Source organism: Haloferax sp. YSSS75 (assembly GCF_046764215.1).
In the GTDB taxonomy this organism is placed as follows: Archaea; Halobacteriota; Halobacteria; order Halobacteriales; family Haloferacaceae; genus Haloferax.
Window position 1 is genome coordinate 310,383 of record NZ_CP177207.1, and the last position, 22,124, is coordinate 332,506.

General features: G+C 61.5%; 20 protein-coding genes. 9 read left to right on the forward strand and 11 right to left on the reverse strand.

The genetic code is table 11. From position 1 onward, the window contains the following. Positions 1-16 precede the first annotated feature (16 nt). Positions 17-886, reverse strand: a complete 870-nt coding sequence (locus ACK3R5_RS17350; protein ID WP_411966109.1) for a dimethylarginine dimethylaminohydrolase family protein — start codon at positions 884-886, stop codon at positions 17-19. Beyond that, positions 883-1,362: an Lrp/AsnC family transcriptional regulator gene (locus ACK3R5_RS17355; RefSeq protein ID WP_411966108.1), complete on the reverse strand. Its 480-nt coding sequence runs from the start codon at positions 1,360-1,362 to the stop codon at positions 883-885. The genes ACK3R5_RS17350 and ACK3R5_RS17355 overlap by 4 nt, the downstream gene beginning before the upstream one ends. Positions 1,363-1,517: 155 nt before the next feature. On the opposite strand from ACK3R5_RS17355, the gene ACK3R5_RS17360 reads away from it, so the two are divergent. The 8 genes from ACK3R5_RS17360 to ACK3R5_RS17395 all read left to right on the forward strand — a co-directional run bounded on the left by ACK3R5_RS17360 (position 1,518) and on the right by ACK3R5_RS17395 (position 11,981). Beyond that, complete coding sequence (locus ACK3R5_RS17360) at positions 1,518-2,516, forward strand: ABC transporter permease (protein ID WP_411966107.1); 999 nt, start codon at positions 1,518-1,520, stop codon at positions 2,514-2,516. Continuing rightward, entirely contained in the window at positions 2,513-3,349 is an 837-nt protein-coding gene (locus ACK3R5_RS17365; protein ID WP_411966106.1) for an ABC transporter permease, read from the forward strand. The genes ACK3R5_RS17360 and ACK3R5_RS17365 overlap by 4 nt, the downstream gene beginning before the upstream one ends. A 157-nt stretch (positions 3,350-3,506) precedes the next feature. After that, positions 3,507-4,682, forward strand: a complete 1,176-nt coding sequence (locus ACK3R5_RS17370; protein WP_411968969.1) for a spermidine/putrescine ABC transporter substrate-binding protein — start codon at positions 3,507-3,509, stop codon at positions 4,680-4,682. 38 nt (positions 4,683-4,720) lie between these two features. Next, on the forward strand, positions 4,721-5,878 hold the full coding sequence (locus ACK3R5_RS17375; RefSeq protein WP_411968744.1) for an ABC transporter ATP-binding protein: 1,158 nt from the start codon (positions 4,721-4,723) through the stop codon (positions 5,876-5,878). Between the two features lie 148 nt (positions 5,879-6,026). Next, the gene (locus ACK3R5_RS17380; RefSeq protein ID WP_411968745.1) at positions 6,027-7,868 is read left to right on the forward strand and encodes an aldehyde ferredoxin oxidoreductase family protein; all 1,842 of its coding nucleotides are present in this window, start codon (positions 6,027-6,029) and stop codon (positions 7,866-7,868) included. A 76-nt stretch (positions 7,869-7,944) separates the two neighbouring features. After that, complete coding sequence (locus ACK3R5_RS17385) at positions 7,945-9,369, forward strand: aldehyde dehydrogenase family protein (RefSeq protein WP_411966102.1); 1,425 nt, start codon at positions 7,945-7,947, stop codon at positions 9,367-9,369. A 21-nt stretch (positions 9,370-9,390) separates the two neighbouring features. Then, positions 9,391-10,533: a saccharopine dehydrogenase family protein gene (locus tag ACK3R5_RS17390; RefSeq protein WP_411968746.1), complete on the forward strand. Its 1,143-nt coding sequence runs from the start codon at positions 9,391-9,393 to the stop codon at positions 10,531-10,533. Further along, positions 10,530-11,981 (forward strand): CoA-acylating methylmalonate-semialdehyde dehydrogenase, encoded by a 1,452-nt coding sequence (locus ACK3R5_RS17395; RefSeq protein WP_411968747.1) that lies wholly within the window; start codon positions 10,530-10,532, stop codon positions 11,979-11,981. The genes ACK3R5_RS17390 and ACK3R5_RS17395 overlap by 4 nt, the downstream gene beginning before the upstream one ends. 185 nt (positions 11,982-12,166) lie before the next feature. Here the strand turns inward: ACK3R5_RS17395 and gdhB are convergent, their stop codons facing one another. From gdhB to ACK3R5_RS17435, 8 genes are all read right to left on the reverse strand, one after another. After that, a complete protein-coding gene (gdhB, locus tag ACK3R5_RS17400) occupies positions 12,167-13,450 on the reverse strand; it encodes a glutamate dehydrogenase GdhB (RefSeq protein WP_411968748.1) in 1,284 nt (427 codons plus the stop codon). Further along, positions 13,450-14,805 (reverse strand): aspartate aminotransferase family protein, encoded by a 1,356-nt coding sequence (locus ACK3R5_RS17405; RefSeq protein WP_411968749.1) that lies wholly within the window; start codon positions 14,803-14,805, stop codon positions 13,450-13,452. The genes gdhB and ACK3R5_RS17405 overlap by 1 nt, the downstream gene beginning before the upstream one ends. Before the next feature lie 166 nt (positions 14,806-14,971). Then, entirely contained in the window at positions 14,972-16,498 is a 1,527-nt protein-coding gene (locus ACK3R5_RS17410; RefSeq protein WP_411968750.1) for an aldehyde dehydrogenase family protein, read from the reverse strand. 239 nt (positions 16,499-16,737) lie between these two features. Further along, positions 16,738-17,157: a Zn-ribbon domain-containing OB-fold protein gene (locus tag ACK3R5_RS17415; protein WP_411966095.1), complete on the reverse strand. Its 420-nt coding sequence runs from the start codon at positions 17,155-17,157 to the stop codon at positions 16,738-16,740. Further along, complete coding sequence (locus tag ACK3R5_RS17420; protein WP_411968751.1) at positions 17,157-18,131, reverse strand: hypothetical protein; 975 nt, start codon at positions 18,129-18,131, stop codon at positions 17,157-17,159. Before ACK3R5_RS17420 ends, ACK3R5_RS17415 begins: the two co-directional genes overlap by 1 nt. Beyond that, a complete protein-coding gene (locus ACK3R5_RS17425) occupies positions 18,128-19,291 on the reverse strand; it encodes a thiolase domain-containing protein (RefSeq protein WP_411968752.1) in 1,164 nt (387 codons plus the stop codon). The genes ACK3R5_RS17420 and ACK3R5_RS17425 overlap by 4 nt, the downstream gene beginning before the upstream one ends. Beyond that, the gene (locus ACK3R5_RS17430; RefSeq protein ID WP_411968753.1) at positions 19,291-20,064 is read right to left on the reverse strand and encodes a CoA-transferase subunit beta; all 774 of its coding nucleotides are present in this window, start codon (positions 20,062-20,064) and stop codon (positions 19,291-19,293) included. The genes ACK3R5_RS17425 and ACK3R5_RS17430 overlap by 1 nt, the downstream gene beginning before the upstream one ends. Further along, the gene (locus ACK3R5_RS17435; protein ID WP_411966091.1) at positions 20,061-20,978 is read right to left on the reverse strand and encodes a CoA transferase subunit A; all 918 of its coding nucleotides are present in this window, start codon (positions 20,976-20,978) and stop codon (positions 20,061-20,063) included. The genes ACK3R5_RS17430 and ACK3R5_RS17435 overlap by 4 nt, the downstream gene beginning before the upstream one ends. A gap of 146 nt (positions 20,979-21,124) precedes the next feature. Here ACK3R5_RS17435 and ACK3R5_RS17440 point away from each other — a divergent pair, with 146 nt between their 5' ends. Further along, positions 21,125-21,391 carry a MoaD/ThiS family protein gene (locus ACK3R5_RS17440; RefSeq protein ID WP_411966090.1) on the forward strand — a complete coding sequence of 89 codons (267 nt, stop codon included), beginning with the start codon at positions 21,125-21,127 and terminating at the stop codon, positions 21,389-21,391. A gap of 13 nt (positions 21,392-21,404) precedes the next feature. On the opposite strand, the gene ACK3R5_RS17445 is transcribed toward ACK3R5_RS17440, so the two are convergent. After that, on the reverse strand, positions 21,405-21,899 hold the full coding sequence (locus ACK3R5_RS17445; protein ID WP_411966088.1) for an Lrp/AsnC family transcriptional regulator: 495 nt from the start codon (positions 21,897-21,899) through the stop codon (positions 21,405-21,407). Positions 21,900-22,124 lie beyond the last annotated feature (225 nt).

The following is a 22,124-nucleotide window of genomic DNA, read 5'->3' on the forward strand; positions in this document are numbered from 1 at the left end:
GTTGCTGCTTCCGGGGTTACGACCGTTCGAGCGGGAGGATGAGCCCTTTCAGGCCGCCTCTTGCCTTTCTGATTTCTCGGATATCGAGTTCGATGACCTCGAACCCGCGCTCGCGAAGCGCGTCCCGTGTCACGGGGTTGCCGGCGGAGAGGACGACAGTCTCGTCGTCGACGACGATACAACTCGTCACCATATTTCGTTGCTCGCGAGTGGGCACTTCGATGATTTCGATACCGCGGTCGACGAGGAGTTCCCGGAACTCGGTTGGAACAGCCTGCGGGTAGAGGAGCGCGACGTCCGGGGCGACCATGCCGAACACCAGCGCGAGGTGTGTCTGTCCAGTCGAGTTGGTGCTCCCGAATATCGGGACTTCGACGATGTCGATGTCGTAGGTGTCGAGGACGCTCCGAATCTGACGAATCCCCTCGGTGTTCGTCGTCTTCGACCGGCCGATTGCGACCGTCTCTCGGTCTAACCAGATGAGGTTCGCCGCCTCGAACCCACCCTCACCGTGAACCGTGTGATAGACCGGAATTCCCATCTCGACGAGACGGGTCGCGAGTCGGTGTTCTTCGCCATGTCTGATGTACTCGTTCATCTTCCCGATGACCGCGCCACCTTCGACGACGAAGCCGACGTCGCGGACGAACAGTGACTCGGCGAGCGTCTGGTCTGTCTCACCGAGTTCGTGCACGTCGACATCGTACGACTTCAGCGTCTCGACGAGCCGTTCGTGTTCTTTGGCCGCCTGTTTGAGACGCGGAAGGCCGTCCCACCCCCACGCGTCTGGGTCGATGACGGAGGTGAATTCTTTGCCAGGTTCGTGAACGAGGACGCTCTCGAGGGACCCGACCTCGCTCCGAACGCCGGGTGACAACTCGGTCATTTGCCGTTCAGGTCGAGGCGACCGTCCTCCTTGACGGTCCGGAGACTCACGTTGGTCGCGCTCTTTCGGACTCCATCAGACTCTCCGAGCGTCGAGAGGAAATCCGAGAGTTCGTCCGTCTCTGTGACGCGAACCTTCAACAGGAGGTCGGCGTCGCCCGTTATCTCGTGTACTTCTTGGACCTCACGGTGTTCTGCGAGACGCTCTGCAACCTCCGAGAACCGACCAGCAGTGGTCTCGACCTGGACGAACGCAACCTGGTCGATACCGAGGAGCTTTGGGTCGAGGATTGCGCGGTACTCGCGGATGTAGCCGTGTTCTTCGAGTGACCTGACTCGTTCGTGAATCGTCGCACTCCCCATATCGAGACGGCGTGCGATTTCTGAGAGGGCAGTTCGGCCGTCGGACTGGAGAATCTTCAGAATACTTCGGTCGACTCCATCGATGGGAGACGACGGGTGCTCGTTTTCAGACACACCTTCGCGTTATACCTCTGCCGACAAAAACGATGCGCCTACAGGCGAAAATTTGGTGAAAATGTGCCGCGACAGAGAGAATATCGGAATTATCACCCTGATATTGAAAACTTATTTACCCTCCTAGCATCCTTCCGTGTTAGTGAGACTCACGTATGGCAACTAACACCACAGATGCGTTACCGGACCTGTTCACGCGGGTCCGCCGACACAAGTACGTCGGGTTGGTCGCAAACATCCTCCCGGCAAGTGTCTGGCTAAGCGTCTTCTTCCTCGCACCACTCGCAGTGATGCTGTACTTCAGCTTCGGTGAGCGTGGTGCGTTTGGAGAGGTGCTCCTCGGGTTCGAATATCTCGGCCTCCAGCAGTACACGACGTTCTTCGTTCCGGAAGGAGCATCGCTACTCGAATCGATATGGATCAGTGTCGCGTGGGCCATCGGGCACTTCGTCCCGTTCGTCTCGAACCCGGCGACGGCCCAACCGACGCCGTACGTCCAGTTGCTCTTCAAGAGTATCTACTTCGGTATCGTGACGACTGTCGTCGCACTGCTCCTCGGGTACCCGATGGCGTACTTCGTCGCCCGGCACGCGAGTGAGCGCTGGCAGACGATGCTCATCGCCCTCGTCGTGCTTCCCTACTGGGCGTCGTACCTGGTTCGGGTCTACGCCATCAAGATTCTTCTCGCGAAGAACGGCCTCGTCCACAACCTGCTTGCGACGCTCGGTATCGCAACCGACGTCCAACTCCTCTACACGGACTTCGCCGTGCAGTTCGGCCTCGTCTACATCTGGGTCCCGTTCATGATTCTCCCGGTGTACGCCAGTCTCGAACAACTGAACCCAGAACTCAACGAAGCGGCGATGGACCTCGGAGCGGACAGATTGGACTCGTTCCGCTACGTGACGCTTCCCCTCTCGATGCCTGGTGTCGTGGCGGGGAGCATCCTCGTGTTCATTCCGGCCGTGGGCGCGTACGTGATTCCGGACCTCCTCGGCGGGGCGAGTACGGCCACCATCGGCGAATTCATCGCCGCGCAGTTCGGTGCCGCCGGCAACTGGCCGCTCGGTTCGGCAGCGGCGTTCATCCTGATGGTCATCATGTTCGGCGCGCTCTGGGCGTACCAGCGCGGAACTGGAGGTGACTTCCTGTGAGCGTCTCGAAGGTGAAGGTCTGGCGCTCGCGGTTGATGGCCAGTCACGGCAAGAAGGCACTCGCCGCGCAGACGGGACTCGTCTACCTGTTCCTCTACGTCCCGATTGCGGTGATGATAGCGCTGTCGTTCAACGACTCACGGACGGCCATCGTCTGGAACGGCTTTACGACCAGATGGTACGAGGCACTCTTCAGCGGGGAGGCAATCGCCCGCGTCGACCCGAATCAGGCGTGGATAGCACTCCAGAACTCGCTGATAATCGCAGTCGTGACCGTTATCGTCTCCGTCACGTTCGGGACGATGCTCGCTCTCGCGCTCGACAGGTACGTGTTCACCGGTCGGAATCTCCTGCAGGGCGTCGTCTACATGCCACTCATCATCCCGAGCATCGTGATGGGTATCTCGCTGTTGCTGTTCTTCAACATCGTCGGTATCGAACAGGGCATCGTCACGGCGATTATCGGCCACATCGCCTTCGACATCAGTTACGTGACGGTCATCGTCCTCGCACGGTTGCACTCGTTCGACAGGACACTCGAAGAGGCGGCGATGGACCTCGGAGCGAGCGAACTCGAGACGTTCCGGTGGGTGACGATGCCGCTTATCAAACCCGGCATCATCGCCGGGGCACTCCTCGGATTCGCGATGTCCTTCGACGACTTCGTCGTGACGTTCTTCATCATCGGGAACCAGAACACCCTCCCGATATTCTTCTTCGGGATGGTCCGGCAGGGCATCTCTCCGGGTGTGAACGTCATCGCGACGCTCATCCTCGTCGGGACGCTCATCATCATCGCTATCGCGCAAAAGGTTCAGGGATTGACGTGGTAAACGAAAAAATGGGCCTGTCGTAAAAGATAGCCACCAAAATATTTATGGCCCGTGTCGTCAATTGCCAAACAGACTGTTACCGAATACCATGAATCCTGAAGATAATTCGACCCGGCGTACGTTCCTCAAGACGACCGGCGCGCTCGGCGTCGGAGGAATGGCTGGTTTGGCAGGTTGTACGGGCGGCGGAAGCGACGACGGTAACTCGGGGGGCGGAAACGACGGCGGTGGTGGAAACGAAGACACCACGACAGAGTCCGAGAACACGTCCACCCCAGAGGACCGTGGTGACCCGGCTGTCCGTGAAGAGTACGGGCTCCCCGAACTCGACTACGAACTCGAAGAGACGCTCACCGTCTTCCAGTGGACCGACTACTGGCCATCTGGAACGGTCGAAATCTTCGAGAAGGCCTACGGTGTCGACGTAAGCGTCTCGAACTACGCCTCGAACGAGGAGATGTTCAACAAGCTCAAGGCGGGTGGATCCGGTCAGTTCGACCTCGTGTTCCCCAGCGACTATATGGTGAGCATCATGGTGGAACAGGACCTGCTCCAACCGCTCGATACGGGGATGATTCCACACTGGGACAACCTCGAACCCATGTGGAAGAACGACGCCCCGTACGACCCCGGAGAGGACCGCTACTCGGCACCGTACTTCTGGGGGACCAGTGGTGTCGCGTGGAACTCCGAGATGACACCTGACCTCGAAGGCACTCCCTCGTGGGAGATTATGTGGGACGACAAGTACCAGGGTCAGATTACGATGCTCAACGACATGCGCGAGACCATCGGGGCCGCGCTCAAGTATCTCGGCTACTCCCTCAACACGACCGACGAGGAGAAAATCGAGGAAGCGAAACAGCTCCTCATCGACCAGAAACCACTTCTGCTCACGTACTCGTCGGTGTCGCGGGCGGCAGCACTCCAGAATCAGGAGGCAAGCCCGCTCCACTGTTGGTCCGGTGACGCGTTCGTCGCGTACTGGGAACTCTACGAAGACGGTAGCTCCCCCATCAATTACGTCGTCCCACAGGAGGGTGGCGTCGTCTGGGTCGACACCGCCGCGATTACCAAGGAAGCCAAGCACACGAACGCCGCGCACGCGTTCATCAACTTCCTGACGAACGCCAAGATGAACGCAGAAATCGCCAACTACCTCTACTACCCGACGCCGAACGAGGCGGCAAAAGAGTTCGTCGACGACGCGGCACTGGATAACCCGGCGATTTACCCACCGGAGGAGGTCTTCGAGAAACTCGAGTTCATCGAGAACGTCGGTCAGGCGACGTCGTACTACAGCGAAGCCTGGACGGAGATCAAGAACGCATAGATGTATCAGCAAATTCGGTTCGGAGGTGACAGCTAAGGATGCCCGATTACGACGTCCGACTCGACAGCGTCTCGAAGTACTTCGGTGACGTCACCGCCGTGGAGGACGTGAGCTTCGACGTCGAACAGGGGAAGTTCCTCACCCTGCTCGGCCCATCCGGGTGCGGGAAGACGACGACCCTCCGGATGATTGCTGGGTTCGAGACACCCAGTAAAGGCGACGTCTACCTCCGCAACGAGCAAATCAACGACCTCCAACCGTTCGAACGAGACACCAGTATGGTGTTCCAGTCGTACGCGTTGTTCCCCCACATGACCGTCGGTGAGAACATCGCCTTCGGACTGCAGATGCAGGGAATCCCGGACGACAGGACCGCAGCGGATGGCGGTGCGACCGCCACGCAATCGTCCGGCCTGAGCGGGGCGTTCAAGCGGCTGGTCAGCCGTCACGGAAGTGAGGAAATCGACGCGCGCGTCCAGCGCGTCTTGGACCTCGTAGAGCTCCCGGACATGGCAGACCGCAAGATATCCGAACTCTCCGGGGGACAACAGCAGCGCATCGCGCTCGCTCGTGCACTCGTCACCGAGCCAACCGTCCTCTTGCTGGACGAACCGCTCGGAGCACTCGACCTGAAACTCCGAAAGAACATGCAGGTCGAACTGAAGAACCTGCAGGAGGAACTCGGGATTACCTTCGTCTACGTGACGCACGACCAGGAAGAGGCACTGACGATGAGTGACGAAATCGCAGTGATGAACGAGGGACGCCTCGAACAGCTCGGAACTGCGACAGAGATTTACGAGGAACCAGCGTCGGAGTTCGTCGCCGACTTCATCGGCGAGACGAACCTCGTCCACGGTGCGTACGCCGAAGACGCCGACGGTGCGACCATCGAAGACGGGGGACTCACGTTCCGGGTCCCGGTCCACGAGGAAGCATCCGGCGAAATCGCGTTCGCCGTCCGACCGGAGAAGATACGACTCGGCGACGACGCTCGTGGCCTCGACAACGAGTTCAAGGCCGAAGTCATCGACGAAATCTACAAAGGAAACCTCGGGAAGTTCGTCGTCCGACTGGAGAACGGGCGCGAACTCACGGTCGACTTACAGTTGACCGACCAGGACGAGTACCTCTCCGTCGGCCGTAACATCCGAATCGGATGGAGCGCGTCGAACGCGGTCACACTCGTCCGCTAACCACTCCGTCCGCGACAGTGTCCATCACGTCGCGGGCACAGTCAGCAGGCACCACATTCGCTCACTGGCGAACGTTTCTCGTTTTGCTCAGAATATTGTCGTAGAATCTTCGGAAAATTATAAGGTAAGTCTGTTCGACTGTGCGTGTATGTCACAACGTGTCGTCCAGACAGACGAAGTGCAGGAGCTCACCCACCTCCTGCGCGTGAACCTCACCGACCGGACAGTGGAGACCGAAGAGGTCCCACAGGATTACCGGGACCGTTTCATCGCCGGAAAAGGTCTCGGTGCTGCGCTGTTGCTCGACGAACTCGAACCGGGGACCGACCCGCTCTCGCCGGAGAACGTGCTCATCTTCGCCTTCGGGCCACTCACTGGGTTCGCACCGGGAACCTCCCGCTACGCCGCCATCACGAAATCGCCGCTGACAGGTTCGTACGTCGATTCGTACTCCGGCGGCCACTTCCCGACGCGGTTCCGGTGGGCACTGCCCTCCTATCTCGGGATGGTCGTCGAGGGGAAGGCGGACGAACCCGTCTATCTCGACGTCTCGGGTGAAGACGTCACCATCGAGGACGCGAGCCATCTCTGGGGGATGAAGACCGACGAGACGGCAAAGGAGTTCGACGACAAACACAGTCGGACGGCGGCCATCGGCCCTGCTGGCGAGAATCTCGTTCGCTACGCGACGATTTCGAGCGACGAGGGGACCCACCACGCCGGACGTGGCGGCGTCGGTGCCGTCATGGGGTCGAAGAACCTCAAAGCCGTCGTCGCAACCGCGGCGAAACCGCCGAAGTCGGACATCCAGGACCTGCGAATCAAGCACACACAGCGACTCGGGACGAGCAAGGAAGTCGCGTGGGCACGCGACGGAGGGACCCAACTCATCCCGGACTGGACCCAGGAAATCGGGGCGTTACCGACGCACAACTGGACGAAAGGAACAGTCCCGGACGTAGAGGACATCAACATCGATGCGTTCAGCGTTGGCCACCAGACGACTGACTCCTGTTACGGGTGTCCAGTCGCGTGTGGGCACGTCGTCGACTTCTCGGACGCCGACGTCGAGGACGCCGCGTTCCCCGACGCCAACGTCGATTGGGGACCGGAGTACGAGACTATCGGCATGATGGGGTCGAACACGGACATCACGGACGTCACGGGAATCACGGAACTGGCCCACCGTGCCGACACCCTCGGGATGGACACCATCAGCCTCGGCAACGTCATCTCCTTCGCGATGGAGTGCGTCGAAGAGGGCCTCATCGACTACGACCTCTCGTGGGGAGACGCACAAGCGGCCGCCCAACTCATCGAAGATATCGCCCACCGAGACAACGACGTCGGCGACATCCTCGCAGAGGGGACGAAGTTGGCCGCCGAGGAACTGGACGACGACAGCGCTCGTACGGCCGCGATACAGGTCAAAGGGATGGAACTCCCCGCCTACGAACCCCGTGCATCCTTCGGGATGGCGCTCGCGTACGCGACGAGTGACCGGGGTGGCTGCCACCAGCGTGCGTGGCCAATCGGAAGTGACGCGATGGGTGGCAGTCGTGACCCCTTCGGAACCGAGGGGATGGCGGACGCGGTCATCGAAGACCAGGACGCCAACGCACTGACGTTCAGCATGGTCACCTGTGACTTTACGGCCTACAACTACGAGCGGGTGGCCGAGTGGCTGAACGAACTCGGATACGACGTGACGGTGGACGAACTCGAAACCATCGGCGAACGCACGTGGACGATGACGCGTCTGTTCAACGCACGTGAAGGGTTCGGGCGCGAGGAAGACGAGATGCCTGACCGCTTTACGGAACCACTCGAAGCGGGTGGTCCCGCCGACGGCAACCGCATCACCGAAGCGGAGTTCGCGACGATGCTCGACGAGTACTACGAGAAACGCGGATACACGTCCGACGGGCGGCCCACCGAGGAGTTACTCGAACGGCTCGATATTCAGGACTTCGCCGAAGCAGCGCGCTGACCGAAGCCTTTTCACTTTTTAACCCATTACTCGGAAAGATTTTTGGCGAGGGTCCTCATCTATGTGAGTGGCCCACATGAAACAGCTTTACATAGATGGCGAGTGGGTCGATTCCTCGGGCGACGAGGGAATCGACGTCGACTCGCCGGTAACCGGGGAGGTGCTCGACACCGTTCCGGCCGCCACAGCCGACGACGTTCGGCGTGCGGTCGAAGCGGCGCGACGCTCCCAACGCGAACTAGAGGAGATGACCGCCTTCGAGCGCGCGGCAGTCCTCGACGAAGTGACCGAGTATTTCGTCGAGCACGAAGACGAAATCGCGGAGGGCATCGTTCTGGAGGAGGGCAAACCCCTCCACGAGGCCTACGAAGAGACCGACTACGTCATCAATTCGAGTGACGACTACGGCCACGACGCCATCCGTCTCTTCGGCGACGTCGTCCCGTCCGAACACCGTGGACGTTTCGCGTACACGCAACGCGAACCCTACGGCGTCTGTGCCGTCATCAGTCCGTGGAACTTCCCGCTGGAAGTCCCGGGCGGAAGCATCTACTCCGCAATCGCCACGGCGAATCCCGTCGTCTTCAAACCGGCCGAGGAGACGCCACTGACGGCCTACCACATCGCCAAGGCGTTCGAACAGTCCAGTCTTCCAGACGGCGCGTTCAACCTCGTGACCGGGGCAGGAGAGACAGGGCAGTCACTCGTCGAGCACCACGACGTGCGACTCATCGCCTTCACCGGGAGCACGGCAGTCGGCCAGCAGATAGCGAAGACTGCGGCCAGTCGCAACGCCCAGTGTCTGCTGGAGATGGGCGGTAAAGACCCAATCCTCGTTCTGGACGACGCTGACATCGACCACGCGGCGGAGTCCATCGTCGTCGGCAGCAACTGGAACGCCGGGCAGGTCTGTTGTGGGACGGAGCGAGTCATCGCTACCGAAGCGGTCCACGATGAACTCGTCGACGCGATCGTCGAGAAGACGGAGCAACTCGTCCTCGGTGACCCACTGGAAGACGGCGTCGATATCGGACCGATGGTCTCCGAGCGGATTCAGGCGACTGCCGTCGAACACGTCGACGACGCCGTCACCAAGGGGGCGACGCTCCGTACCGGTGGCGACACGGACGGCCTCTACTTCGACCCGGCAGTCCTCGACGGTGTGACCGAGGAGATGGCCGTCGCTACCGAGGAGACGTTCGGCCCGATTACACCGGTCATCCGCGCTGCGGACTACGAGGAAGCCATCGAAATCGCGAATCGCTCGCGATACGGGCTTCAGGCCGCCGTCTTCACGGACTCGCTCGAACTGGCGCACGACGCCGCGAATCGCCTGAAGGCGGGCGGCGTCTTCGTCAACGAGACGAACAACTACTGGGAGCGACTCCTCCCGTTCGGCGGATACGGTGAAAGCGGGTCCGGTGGCAGATACGGCAGTAAGTGGCACCTCGAAGCGATGACACAGACCAAGGCTGTCATGATGAACTACAAGGACTACTGAGATGGCGAGGACAACGTATCAATGAAAGTAATCGCACTCGGCGGGTGTGGCGCGATGGGGCGGGCCACCTCGTGGGAACTCGCCTCGAACGACGACGTCGACGAGTTCGTCATCGCGGACGTCGACAGAGACGCCGCAGACGAGTTCGCTGCCGAACTCCCGGGAGCGGTGACGACGGCACACGTCGACGTCACCGACCACGAGGCACTCGTCGACGTTATCGCAGACAGTGACGTCGTCGCTAACGCACTCCCCTATGCGTTCAACGTGCAGGTGATGGAGGCGTGTCTCGACGCAGACTGTCACTATCTGGACCTCGGCGGCCTCTATCACAAGACGCAGAAACAACTCGAACTCGACGACTCCTTCGACGAAGCGGGTCTCACTGCCGTCCTCGGCATCGGTGCGAGTCCCGGCCTCACGAACGTCGCGACGGCCAAGGCGGCGACGAATCTCGACGCCGTCGAAGCGATTCACATCCGCACCGGCGCGAAAGGCGGTGGCGAAGGGTTCGCCTACTCCGCGAAGACGATTCTCGACGAACTCACGATGGAACCCGTCGTCTACGAAGACGGCGAGTTCCGCACGCTCGACCCACTCTCTGGACGTGAGACCTACACCATGCCCGACCCCGTCGGCGAAGTCGAAGGGTTCCACAGCATCCACAGCGAACTCGCGACGATGCCGTACACGTTCGAGGGCGTCGAGACAGTCGACTTCCGCGTCGCGTTCTCACCTGACCTCGTGAACATCTGTGACGTCCTCATCGGCCTCGACCTGACCAGCGAGGAGGAAGTCGAGTTCGCGGGCGCGACGTTCAGCCCACGCGAGTTTCTCGACTGGCACCTCGACAACCAGCCCAAACCGGGCCCCGCCGAGGAGTGGAAGTCCTTCCGCGTGGACGTGACCGGGACGAAAGACGGCGAACAGAGACACTACCGCTACTCCGTCGTCGTCGAGTCGCGCCTGGACGACTGGGGCCTCAAGGCGACGGCCGTCTGGACAGGCGTTCCGATGGGTCTCGCCGCCGCGGTAGTCGGGCGGGGCGACGCACTCGACACCGGCGCGAAACCACCAGAAGAACTCCTCGACCCCGACCAGTTCATCTCTGAGCTTCGGGAGCGACGTATCGACATCAGAGAAGAAGAAATCACAGACACATGACCCGACAACTTCAGAACTACATCGATGGCCGCTGGACGCCCGCGTCCGGCCCGGCCGGTGAACCAGTACAGAACCCAGCGAACGGCGAAACCGTCGCCACGATTGAGTATTCGACCCCCGACGACGTGGACGAGGCCGTACAGGCCGGCCAGTCAGCCTTCGAGGAGTGGCGAAACACCCCGGTCGAACAGCGGATTCAACCGATGTTCGAACTCAAGAACCTCCTCGAAGCGCATCAGGACGAACTCGCAGAAGCGCTCGTCGAAGAACACGGGAAGACCTTCAAAGAGGCGAAAGGCGAACTCCGGCGCGGAATCGAGAACGTCGAAGTCGCCTGTGGCATCCCGTCGATGATGCAGGCCGGTCATCTCCCGAACGCCGCGCCCGAAATCGACGAGACTGCCGTCCGAAAACCGCTCGGTGTCTTCGCCGCCGTCACGCCGTTCAACTTCCCCGGCATGATTCCACTGTGGTTCCTCCCGTACGCCGTCGCGACGGGGAACGCGTTCATCCTCAAGCCAAGTGAGAAGACGCCCGTCACCGCCCAGAAAATCGTCGAACTCGTCGACGAAGCAGGGTTCCCCGACGGTATCGTCCAACTCGTCAACGGTGACGCCGACGCCGTCAACGCACTCATCGAACACCCCGGCGTGGAGGGCGTCTCCTTCGTCGGCAGCACGCCCGTCGCGAAGCACGTCTACGAATCCGCGGCGAAACACGGCAAGCGCGTACAGGCACAAGGCGGCGCGAAGAACCACATCGTGGTCGCGGAGTCCGCCGACCTGGACTTCGCCGCCGACCAGACGCTAGGGTCTGCGTTCGCCAACACCGGCCAGCGCTGTCTGGCGAACCCCGTCGCCGTCGTGGACAGCTCGATATACGACGAGTTCGCAGACCTGCTCGTGGAGAAAGCCCGTGAGATGACCGTCGCAGACGGCCTCAGCGACGACGTGGATATGGGACCGCTCATCTCCGGCCCGCACCGCGACAACGTTCTCGACTACATCGAGACGGGTATCGAAGAGGGCGCAGAACTGCTGTTAGATGGCCGGGAGACCGACGTTCCCGCTGAGGGAAGTTTCCTCGGGCCGACCATCTTCGGCGACGTGGACCCCGACGCGACTATCGCGCGCGAGGAGATATTCGGTCCCGTCCTCGCACTCGTCGAAGCGGAAGACTTCGACCACGCAATCGACCTGGTCAACCGGAGCGACTTCGGGAACGCCTCCAGTCTCTTCACTGACCGCGGCAGTGACGCCAAACGCTTCCGTCACGAAGTCGAGGCGGGGAACCTCGCAGTCAACGCGGGAACTGCCGCCCCGATGGCGTTCTTCCACTTCGGTGGCTGGAAGGACTCCTTCTTCGGCGACTTACACGCACAGGGCGAAGACATGATTCACTTCTACACGGACAAAGCAATCTACATCGAGCGCTGGCCGGACGCCTGAATCACTCGCCGAGCACCCCGCCTCGGCCTGTTTCGTTCTGAAACAGTGGCAAGAACGATTCTGCTAGCAGAACGACGGGAGAGACTCATCTACCGACGACCGATTCACGCGAAAACGGAGGATAGTGGTGGTAACGAAGCATGCCAGACAGCGGGGACTGTAATGGTCGAACGCGGGATGCCCGGTTATGGCCAGAGCCCCCGTGATTCCTTGGCCTCCGCGATGCGGGAGAGACCGACCACGTAGGCGGCGTCGCGCCACGTCACGTCGAGTTCGTCTCTCGCCTCGCTCACGTCGCCCCACGCTTCGAGCATCGAGGATTCGAGTTCCTCGTAGACGCGTTCGAGCGACCACGCACGGCGGTTGATATCCTGTAACCACTCGAAGTACGAGACGGTGACCCCGCCGGCGTTAGCGAGGATGTCGGGGATGACTGCCACGCCCCTGTCTTCGAGTATCTCGGCGGCGGCGAACGTCGTCGGGCCGTTCGCGCCTTCGACGACGATGTCGGCGGCGATGTCGGCGGCGTTGGCGGTGGTGATGACGTCGCCGATGGCCGCCGGGACGAGCACGTCGACGTCGAGTTCGAGGAGTTCCTCGTTGGACAGTTTCTCCTGTGCGTCGTACTTCATCACCGCCTCCGGTTCTTCCTCGTGTGTCGGCACGTCGTGCGTGTCGAGGCCCTCGGGGTCGTAGATGGCACCGTTTACGTCCGAAACGGCCACGACGTTCGCACCGTAGTCGTCGAGGAGTCGGGCAGCGTTGGCACCGACAGACCCGAAGCCCTGAACCGCGACGGTGGTCTCTTCGATATCCATGTCGTAGTAGTCGATTGCCTCCCGGGCGATGATGGCGACGGAGCGTCCGGGTGCTTCTTCACGGCCGTAGCTCCCGCCGATGACCGGTGGTTTGCCGGTGACGACGCCCGGCGTCGTCTCGCCTTCCTGCATCGAGTAGGCGTCCATGAACCACGCCATCGTCTGAGCGTCGGTTCCCATGTCGGGGGCCGGGATATCTTTCTTCGGGCCGACGAAGTCACGGAGTTCTTCGGCGAAGCGTCGCGTCAGTCGCTCTTTTTCGTCCGTCGAGAGGTCCTTCGGGTTGACGACGATGCCACCCTTGGCACCGCCAAACGGGAGGTCCATCACGGCGCACTTCCACGTCATCCACATGGAGAGGCCCACGCACTCGTCTTCGGTGACGTCCGGGTGGAATCGGAGTCCGCCTTTGTACGGTCCGCGAACGTCGTCGTGTTGAGACCGATAGCCGGTGTACACTTCTACGTCGCCGTCGTCGCGTTTCAGTGGGACGGCAACTCGCTGTACCTTGGTCGGGTGTTTCAGACGCTCGACGATACCCTCGTCGACGTCGACGAGTTTCGCCGCCCGTTCTAACTGCCGTCGGGCGTTGTCGAGGGCAGTCACGTCTTCTGGGTCTGTCTCCTGTTCGTCCTGCACCTGGGTTGCCATTATGCTGTCACCTCTGGGTTCAGCCGTCGGTACACGTCCTCGATTGCGCCCTCGACTGCTGTTGCAATCTTCGTGACTGACTCCTCGCTCAGCGTCAGCGGCGGCGAGAGCATCAGGTGGTCGCCCGCGAGGCCATCGACGGACCCCTTTCCGGGGTAGGTGTAGACACCGCGTTCGAGGGCGGCGTCGTAGACCTGTTTGTACACCTTCTTCGACGGGTCGAACGGTTCTTTCGTCTCTTTGTCCGCGACGAACTCGATGCCGACCATCGGTCCCATCGCGCGGAAGTCACCCACCATCGGGTGGTTACGGAGGTGGCCGAGTTCGCCCGTGAGTTGCTCGCCGCGTTTCTTGCCCGTCTCGAGGACGCCGTCGGTGTACTTTTCGACCACGAAGTCGGCGACTGCCGCCGACAGTGGGTTCCCGCTGAAGGTGTGGCCGTGTGCGAACGACGCACCGGTTTGTTCGAACTCGTCGGCGATGCGGTCGTTGATGAGGACGGCACTCATCGGCGTGTACCCACTCGTGAGACCCTTACCGAGCGTCATCATGTCCGGAACGACGCCGTAGTTTTCCATCGCGAACAGCGGTCCGGTGCGGCCGAATCCGGTCATCACTTCGTCCGCGATGAAGAGCACGTCGTACTCGTCACAGATGGCACGTATCTCTTCGTAGTACGACGGGTGTGGTGCTGCCGCAGGGATACTCGCCCCGCCGACGGGTTCTGCGACGAACGCCGCCACCGTCTCTGGGCCACGCTGTCGAATCGTCGTCTCGAGTTCGCGCGCGGCGGCGCGGGCCTGTTCTTCTGGCGTTCCGTCGTACGACCAGCGGTACGGATACGCCGGCGAGATGTGCTCCCAATCCGTGAGATACGGTTCGAACCCACGACGACGGAGCGTGTTCCCGGTGGCCGAAAGTGCCCCGAACGTCGCACCGTGGTACGACTGCCACCGCGAGACGACGACCGATTTGTCGGTCTGCCCGCGAGCACGGAAGTACTCGCGTGCGAGCTTGAACGCTGCCTCGTTCGCTTCACTCCCGGAGTTCGTGTAGAACACTTTCGAGAGGTCACCGGGCGCACGCGTCGCGAGCGTGCGCGCCAACGACTCTGGTGCGTCGTGAGAGAAGTGTGAAAGGCTGAGGTACGAAACGTCCGCAGACTGGGTTTCGAAAATCTGTTCGATGCCCGGAACCGAGTGGCCGAGATTCGTCACTGCTGCACCGGCCGCAGCGTCGATGAGTCTCTCTCCGTCGTCCGTCACGAGGAACTCATCTTCCGCGTGGTCGACTCTCGGAAGGTCTGGCTCGATACCACCTCCCCACTTGTAGAAGATGTGGTTCTGTTGTGCCATCTATCACGATTGACTGCACCCCATAATGAAATAAGTCTTACTGAGGAAGTCAGATTTCGTAGAGATTCTAAAACACAAACTGCCATTTTCAAACTCGAGCATACCCGTCGGTCTTCGAGAATGTCGGCGACGAAACGAAAAGTGCGGGGCCGGAGTGAAAACCGGGTTAGAGCGTCGGGTCCTGTTCGATTGGGACGTGGACCGTCTTCTCTTGCGTGTACGCTTCGAGCGTGTCGCGGGCACACTCACGGCCCGTGCCGGAGCGCTTGAATCCGCCGAACGGACTTCCGGTTACAGTTCGCCCGTAGTACTTGTTCACCCAGATGCTACCGGCGTCGATGTCCGCCGCGGCGCGGTGGGCGAGCGACCCATTTTCCGTGGCGACGCCCGCCGCGAGGCCGAACTCGACGTCGTTTGCGAGTTCGATTGCCTCCTCGTAGTCGCTGAACGTGACGACGGTTTCGACGGGGCCGAAAATCTCCTCCTGTGCGATGCGCATGTCGTTGTCCGCGTCGACGAAGACGGCGGGTTCGACGAACCACCCGTCCTCGAGTCCCTCGCCGACCACAGCGTCGCCACCTGTCGCGAGGGTTGCCCCCTCGTCGACACCGATGCCGAGATACTCGGTTACTTTGTCGTACTGCGCTTTCGAGACGAGCGGACCGAGCGTCGTCTCCTCGTCCAGTGGGTCACCGATAGTGTGTGACTCCACCTCGTCGACGAGATGTTCGACGAACTCGTCGCGAACGTCTTCGTGGACGATAGCCCGTGAACAGGCGTCACACGACTGGCCGGTGTTGTACGTGATGCTCCCGGCGACAGTCTCCGCTGCCTGCTCGACGTCCGCGTCGGGGAAGACGACGAACGGCGACTTGCCGCCGAGTTCTAGCGTGACCGGCGTGATGTTCGCCGCCGCCGCAGTCATGACTGCCTCACCGGTCACGTCTTCGCCGGTGAACGAGACTTTGCGAACGTCCTCGTGACCGCTCACGGATGCGCCCGCCTCGTCACCGAACCCGGTGACGACGTTCAGGACGCCGTCGGGGAGGATGCCTTCGGAGAGTTCCGCGATTCGAAGCGCCGTGAGCGGACTCTGTTCGGCGGGCTTGAGGACGACGGCGTTGCCTGCGGCCAGCGCCGGGCCAATCTTCCACGAGGTGAGGACGAGCGGATAGTTCCACGGCGTCACACAGCCGACGACGCCGTACGGTTCGCGTCGCGTGTAGATGTGGGCGTCGTTGGCCGCCGCGATTTGCTTGCCCTCTTCGGCCCGGCAGACGTTCGCGTAGTACTCGATGAAGTCGAGGCCCTTCGTCACCTCACCTTCGGCGTACGAAAGCGGTTTCCCCGTGTCGAGGCTCTCGAGGAGCGCCAGTTCGTCGAGGTGGTCACGAAGCACACCGACCCACTCCTGGAGCGTCCGCGAGCGCTCCACCGGCGTCGTCTGTCCCCACTCGCCGTCGTAGGCGTCCCACGCCGCGTCGACTGCCGCATCGACGTCAGCCCCGTCGCATCGGGGGACAGAGAGGATGGGTTCGTCCACGACTGGGTCGCGCGTCTCGAACGTCGCGCCGCTCTCGGCGGGGCGCGACTCGCCACCAATCCACGCGTCGAACGTGCCGAGCGCTCGCGCGTCTTCGATTGCGTTTCGGTGGTTCTCCCGAACCGATTCTGTATAGTGTTCTCGTTCCATGGAGGTTGCCCTCGTCTACCATAGCCCACAAAATAGGGGCTATTAAAACTAACTACAGAGCAAATGCAGAGCAATTATCTTGTAATTATTCTAAATTTTTGGGCAGCGACCTAGACCACACGTGATTAATCAAGCCTGAACCGGAGAGAGACAGTGCAGGTACCGAGACTGGAGCAAGAAGGGACAGCGCAGGTATCGAGACTGGGAAAAACGGTACAGCACTGGGTTCGAACGGGTCGTCAGTCGTCCGCCGGGACGAACTTGAATCCGTAGCGCACCACGTCTTCTTCTTCGTAGATTCGACGTATCGTTCCGGTCACCCGCGTGCCGATGTCGACGGCGTCCGGGTCGACGTTGGTGACCTGTGCGGTGATACGCGGCCCCTCGTCCAGTTCGACGATAGCGACGACGTACCGACCTTCGGCGCGTGCCTGTCCGGCGAACTCCGGTGGCGCGCCACCCGGTGAGAGCACCGTGTACGAGTAGATGGTTCCGTCACCCGAGAGGTCCACCGTCTCGAACTCGTCGTTTCGGCAGTCGGGGCAGGCACCTTTCGGCGGGAACGCGATGGTCCCACAGTCGGTACAGCGTTCGCCTTCGAACGCCAGACGTTGGCCGACAGTCCGTTCGTACATCGGTATCGAGATGTGTGCTCCCATCAGTTGGACACCTCCTGCAGTCGCGTGAATTCAGCGTAACTCAGTGGTTCGGTCGATTCGAGTGCGTCTTCGACACCGGCAGACGTCGATTCGATTTCCGCCGTCGTTTCGAGGACGAACGCGCTCGCTCCGTGCCCGTATCCGTACCCTGCGACGAGTACCGTCGACCCCGGTTCCGCCGCGTCGAGTGCGGCAGCGAGTCCGACGAGCGGTGACGCGACGCCTGCGAACCCCATCCGGTTGACGACGAACCCGGCACCCATCTGGTCGCCGTCGAACCCGAGTTTGCCGCCGCCACGCCACGACATCTTCACGTCGTCCTGCGGGAAGACGGCGTAATCGACGTCGTCTGTGGAACAGTCTGCCTCGGCGAGTGCGTCGTCGACGACGGCAGAGAGCGCTTCGACGAACCCGTCTGTCGTATACCCACCCAGCGAGAGGTCGGTGACCTGTCCGTCCGACTCGAACTTCGCCGGCAGGTAGGCGTCGACGTAGTGCGCACTCCCCTCGACAGTCGCAACCGGGTCGTCGTCACCGACGGCGAACGCCGCAGCACCGGCCCCGAGGATGTGCTCGGTGTCTTCTTCCATCGGCGCCTCCGGTGCGTCGGACGCGACGACGAGACCCGACCCGAACGAGAGTGCCGCGTCGAACGCTTCCAGGCCGGCCTTCCACGAACTCCCGAATTCGAGCGTGCGAGTCGCGCCGTCGAGGCCAGTCGCCAACGAGAGTGGTCCGCTGACGAGCGTCCCCGCCTGCGGGTTGGCCGTCGTCGCGACGGCGAGCGTGTCGACGTCGCCGGTGTCGACTGTGCTGGCCGCCGCCGTCGCCATCGTGACTGCGTCTTCGTCGTACGCCAGCACGGTCTTTCGGTCGATTCTGGCCGCGAACCGACTCCAGACCGTCTCGTACTCGTCGGCAGTGATGTGGTAGGTGGGAAGCGAGACGCCGTAGTCGGTGATGCCGACGGTCATGCGTCCACCTCGTAGATGAAGACAGTCGCGGCACCGCCGGACCCACCGACGTTGTGCGAGAGTGCGACGTTCCCGTCGACCTGTCTCTCACCGGCGTCGCCGCGGAGTTGGTCGAACACTTCGACGACTTGCCCAATTCCCGTCGCACCCAGCGGGTGGCCCTTCGACTTCAGACCGCCACTGGTGTTGACTGGGATGTCGCCGTCTCTCCGCGTTCGCCCCTCGTCGATGAGACGCCACCCCTCGCCGCGTTCGGCGAAGCCGAGGTCCTCGTACGCGAGGAGTTCTGCGATAGTGAAACAGTCGTGAACCTCGGCGAAGTCGATATCGTCGGGCGTTCGGTCGGCCCGGTCGTAGGCCGTCTCTGCCGCCTCTCGGACCGCTTCGAGCGAGGTAATCGTCTCCCTGTCGTGGAGTGCGAGATGGTCGCTTCCGCCGCCGAACCCCGTGATGTACACCGGGTCGTCGGTGTACTCGTGGGCGTCTTCTGCGGGGACGACCATCGCACACGCCGCGCCGTCCGTCGTCGGACAGGCGTCGTAGAGGTTCAGCGGGTCGGCAATCTCCGGTGCAGACGTCGCTTTCTCCAGTGAGACTTCACGCTGGAACTGTGCCTTGGGGTTGACCGCGCCGTTCTCGTGGTTCTTCACTGCGACTTTCGAGAGGTGTTCGTGTTCGGCGTCCGTCTCCGCGAGATATCGCTGGGCGGCGATGGCGTAGACGCCCGCGAACGTCATGCCCGCGAGACGCTCGTACTCGGTGTCGCCGCTGACGCCGAGCCAGTATTTCGACCGGTCGCCGCTCAGGTCGAGCATCTTCTCGACGCCGCCTGCGAGGACGGCGTCACTCGCGCCCGACCCGACGGCGTGAACCGCATCGAGAAGCGCAAACCCACCTGATGCACACGCGTTCTCGACGCGCTGGACCGGCAGACCGGTCAATCCGACGTGCGACGTGAGCGACGCGCCCGTGATGCCGAGTTGGTAGCCACCGACGCCGAGACTGCCGACGTACGCCCCGTCGAGTTCGTCGGCGTCGTAGCTTCTGTCGACCGATTCGACCATCGCGTCGTAGGCGGTGGCGAACAGTTCCTTGACACCCGCGTCGGCGTGTTCACCGTAGGCACTCTGGCCAGCGCCGACGATGGCGACGTCGCGCACTACTCCCCACCACCGGTGTAGATGCCGTCTGGGTCGAGTTCCTCACGGATGAGGCGAATCTCGTCGTCGTCGGGCGTCGGCGTCTTGCCCACGTCGTCGGCGAACTGAACCTCCCATCCGGTCGCCTCCTGGACTTCCTCGCGGGTGACGCCGGGGTGGAGCGTCTCGACGTACATCTCGCCCGACTCGTCGAACTTCATGACGGCTTTGTCGGTGATGACCGCCTCTGGACCGCCACGAAGTCCGAGTTCGTCGCGTCCCTCGCGCCCGTCGACGTAGCCCGGAGACGTGATGAAGTCGACTTCTTCCGGGAAGCGGCGCTTCTGGTGGGGTGCGATGATGAGCGTCCGGTGGGCGTTACTGGAGATTTCACAGGCACCACCGCTGCCGGGCAGGCGAACTTTCGGGTCGTCGTAGTCGCCGATGACCGTCGAGTTGATGTTCCCCTGTTTGTCGATTTGCGCACCGCCGAGGAACCCGACGTCGATTCGTCCGGCCTGCAGGTAGCGACTGAATCCCTCGTACATCGGAACGATGCTCCGCGCACCCGTCGCGAGCACCGGGTCACCGATAGAAAGCGGGAGGGAGTCTGGGTTCGAATCCACCGTCCCCGACTCGTAGACCATCTCCAGGTCCGGTGCGTGGGTCTGTTTTGCGAGGTTGCACGCGAGATTCGGCACGCCGACGCCGACGAGGACGGTGTCGGCGTTCTGGAGTTCCTGTGCCGCCCGCGTTATCATCATCTCCGTCTCCGTGTAGTCCGGGTCACTCATGCGTATCGCCCCATGTCGATGGGTTCGGCGTAGTCGTGGGTCGGTTCGAGGTCGAGGAGTCGTTCGACGCCGAGTTTCTCGACGTACTGCCGGCGGTTTTCGACACCGTAGACCCACTCGTCGAGCCATTCTTGCGTCGATTCGTGGGTCTCAGACACCTCGTTCCATTCGAGGTACGCAGTGTTGTCCCGGCCGTAGTATCCCTGCGTGTAGGACGGATGCGACCCGTACGGTTCCTCGACGACGTAATCGACCGCAGTCCCCGGAATCTCGGTTCGGTTGGGGTCGCTCCGGAGCGTGTCGGTGTCGACGATTTCCTCGACGGCGAGGACGACGGTGTCGGCGGCGAACGCCGCGTCGACGACGTCGCCCGTGATACCCCAGATGTGGGCGTCGCCTTCGGGACTCGCACGCTGCGCGCGGACGATGGAGACGTCCGGTTTGAGCGGCGGGACGACACACACCTCTTCGTCCGGGTCGAACGGATTCTGGACGGTTCTGATGTTGTCGTTGTGCTCCGGCAGACTCGACCCGAGGAGACTCCGAAGCGGTACGAAGGGCATATCTCGCGCACCCGCGAAGAGACGCGAGACGAGTCCGAAGTGCGAGTATTCGTCGATGTCGATGGGGTTCGGCACGCCGTCTTCGACGGCGCGACGGAAGGCACGAAGACTTCCGACGCCGGGGTTGCCTGCCCACGAGAAGGTGACTGCCGACGCACAACCTGCGGCAATCATCTGGTCGAAGACGAGGTCCGGCGTCGCTCGAATGAGGTGGAGGTCCTCGTACCCCTGTCTGATTATCTCGTGGCCCGCAGCGAACGGAATGAGGTGGGTGAATCCCCCGAGGTAGACGGTGTCACCCTCGTCTACGGCACCCGAGATGGCGTTCGTCATGTCTGTTACCTTCGTCATCGACCGCATGGTTTGTAGTAATCCTATTTTTATCTTCCTCTCGCAATAGTCATTCCAATTTCATACGCAAAAATTTGTTCTAAGTCTAGAGAACGTGGGCCGTCACAACCCCAAGAGGTAAAGAGGGATGATAGTCGAGAGAGTACATGGTCACGGTTGTCCTCTACGGCCCGGTTCGAGACGCAGTCGGGGAGAAGCGATTTTCGGTCGATGGAGAGACCGTCGCCGACGTCATCGAGTCGCTGTCCGCGACGCATCCAGTGCTCGGAGAACGCGTTCTCTCTGACGGTGAGATTCGCGGACAGGTACAGGTGTTCGTCGACGGCCGAAAGGTCGGGCCACTCGACGGATTAGAGACGGCACTCGACGGCGTGGAGACGGTCCAGATTACGGAGGCGATGAGTGGTGGGTGAGGCGACAGCGTAGTCAGGACTGGAGCGCTTCGAGGTCTTCGTCGTCGTAGTTGACGAGCAGTCTGGGTTCGTCTTTGAACGTCTTCAGGACGATGTGTGTCGCCGAGTGCGAGACGCCTTCCGTGTGGATGATGTCGTCGATGAACTTCTGGAGATGGTCGTGGTCTCGGAGGTGAGCGATGAGGATGAACGACTTCTCTCCCACCATGAAGTACGCCGTCTGGACGCCGGAGATATTGGAGAGACGCTCACCGATTTCGTCGTATCCGGGGCCGTACTCGCTCTTGATTTCGCTGATTGCGGTGAGATTCAGACCGAGTTTCTTCTGGTCTAACTGAGGGACTTTTCCGTCGATGATACCCTGTTCGCGGTACTTCTCCATGCGGTAGTACACCGTCGATGGACTGATACCGAGTTTCTCACTCAGTTCGTCTACGTCCACGTCACCTTCACTATCTAACCATCGGAGAATCTCGAAGTCCTTCTCGTCGAGGTTAACGTTTGCCATGGTTGTAAATGGTAGAATTAAGTATATAAATGCTTTCCAAAGTGTAGAGTTTTCTCGTGTTTTCGTCGGGGGGAGACTGGGGGAAACACTGTCGTGTCTGAAATCCACACGTCTTCAAGGGCGAAAAAACGCGCCAGCGACCGTTCGAATCCGCAATATTCGGAATAATTCCCAATTGAGTCCGAGATATCGCACCGGGGCACAGATATCGAGGCCGATTACTCA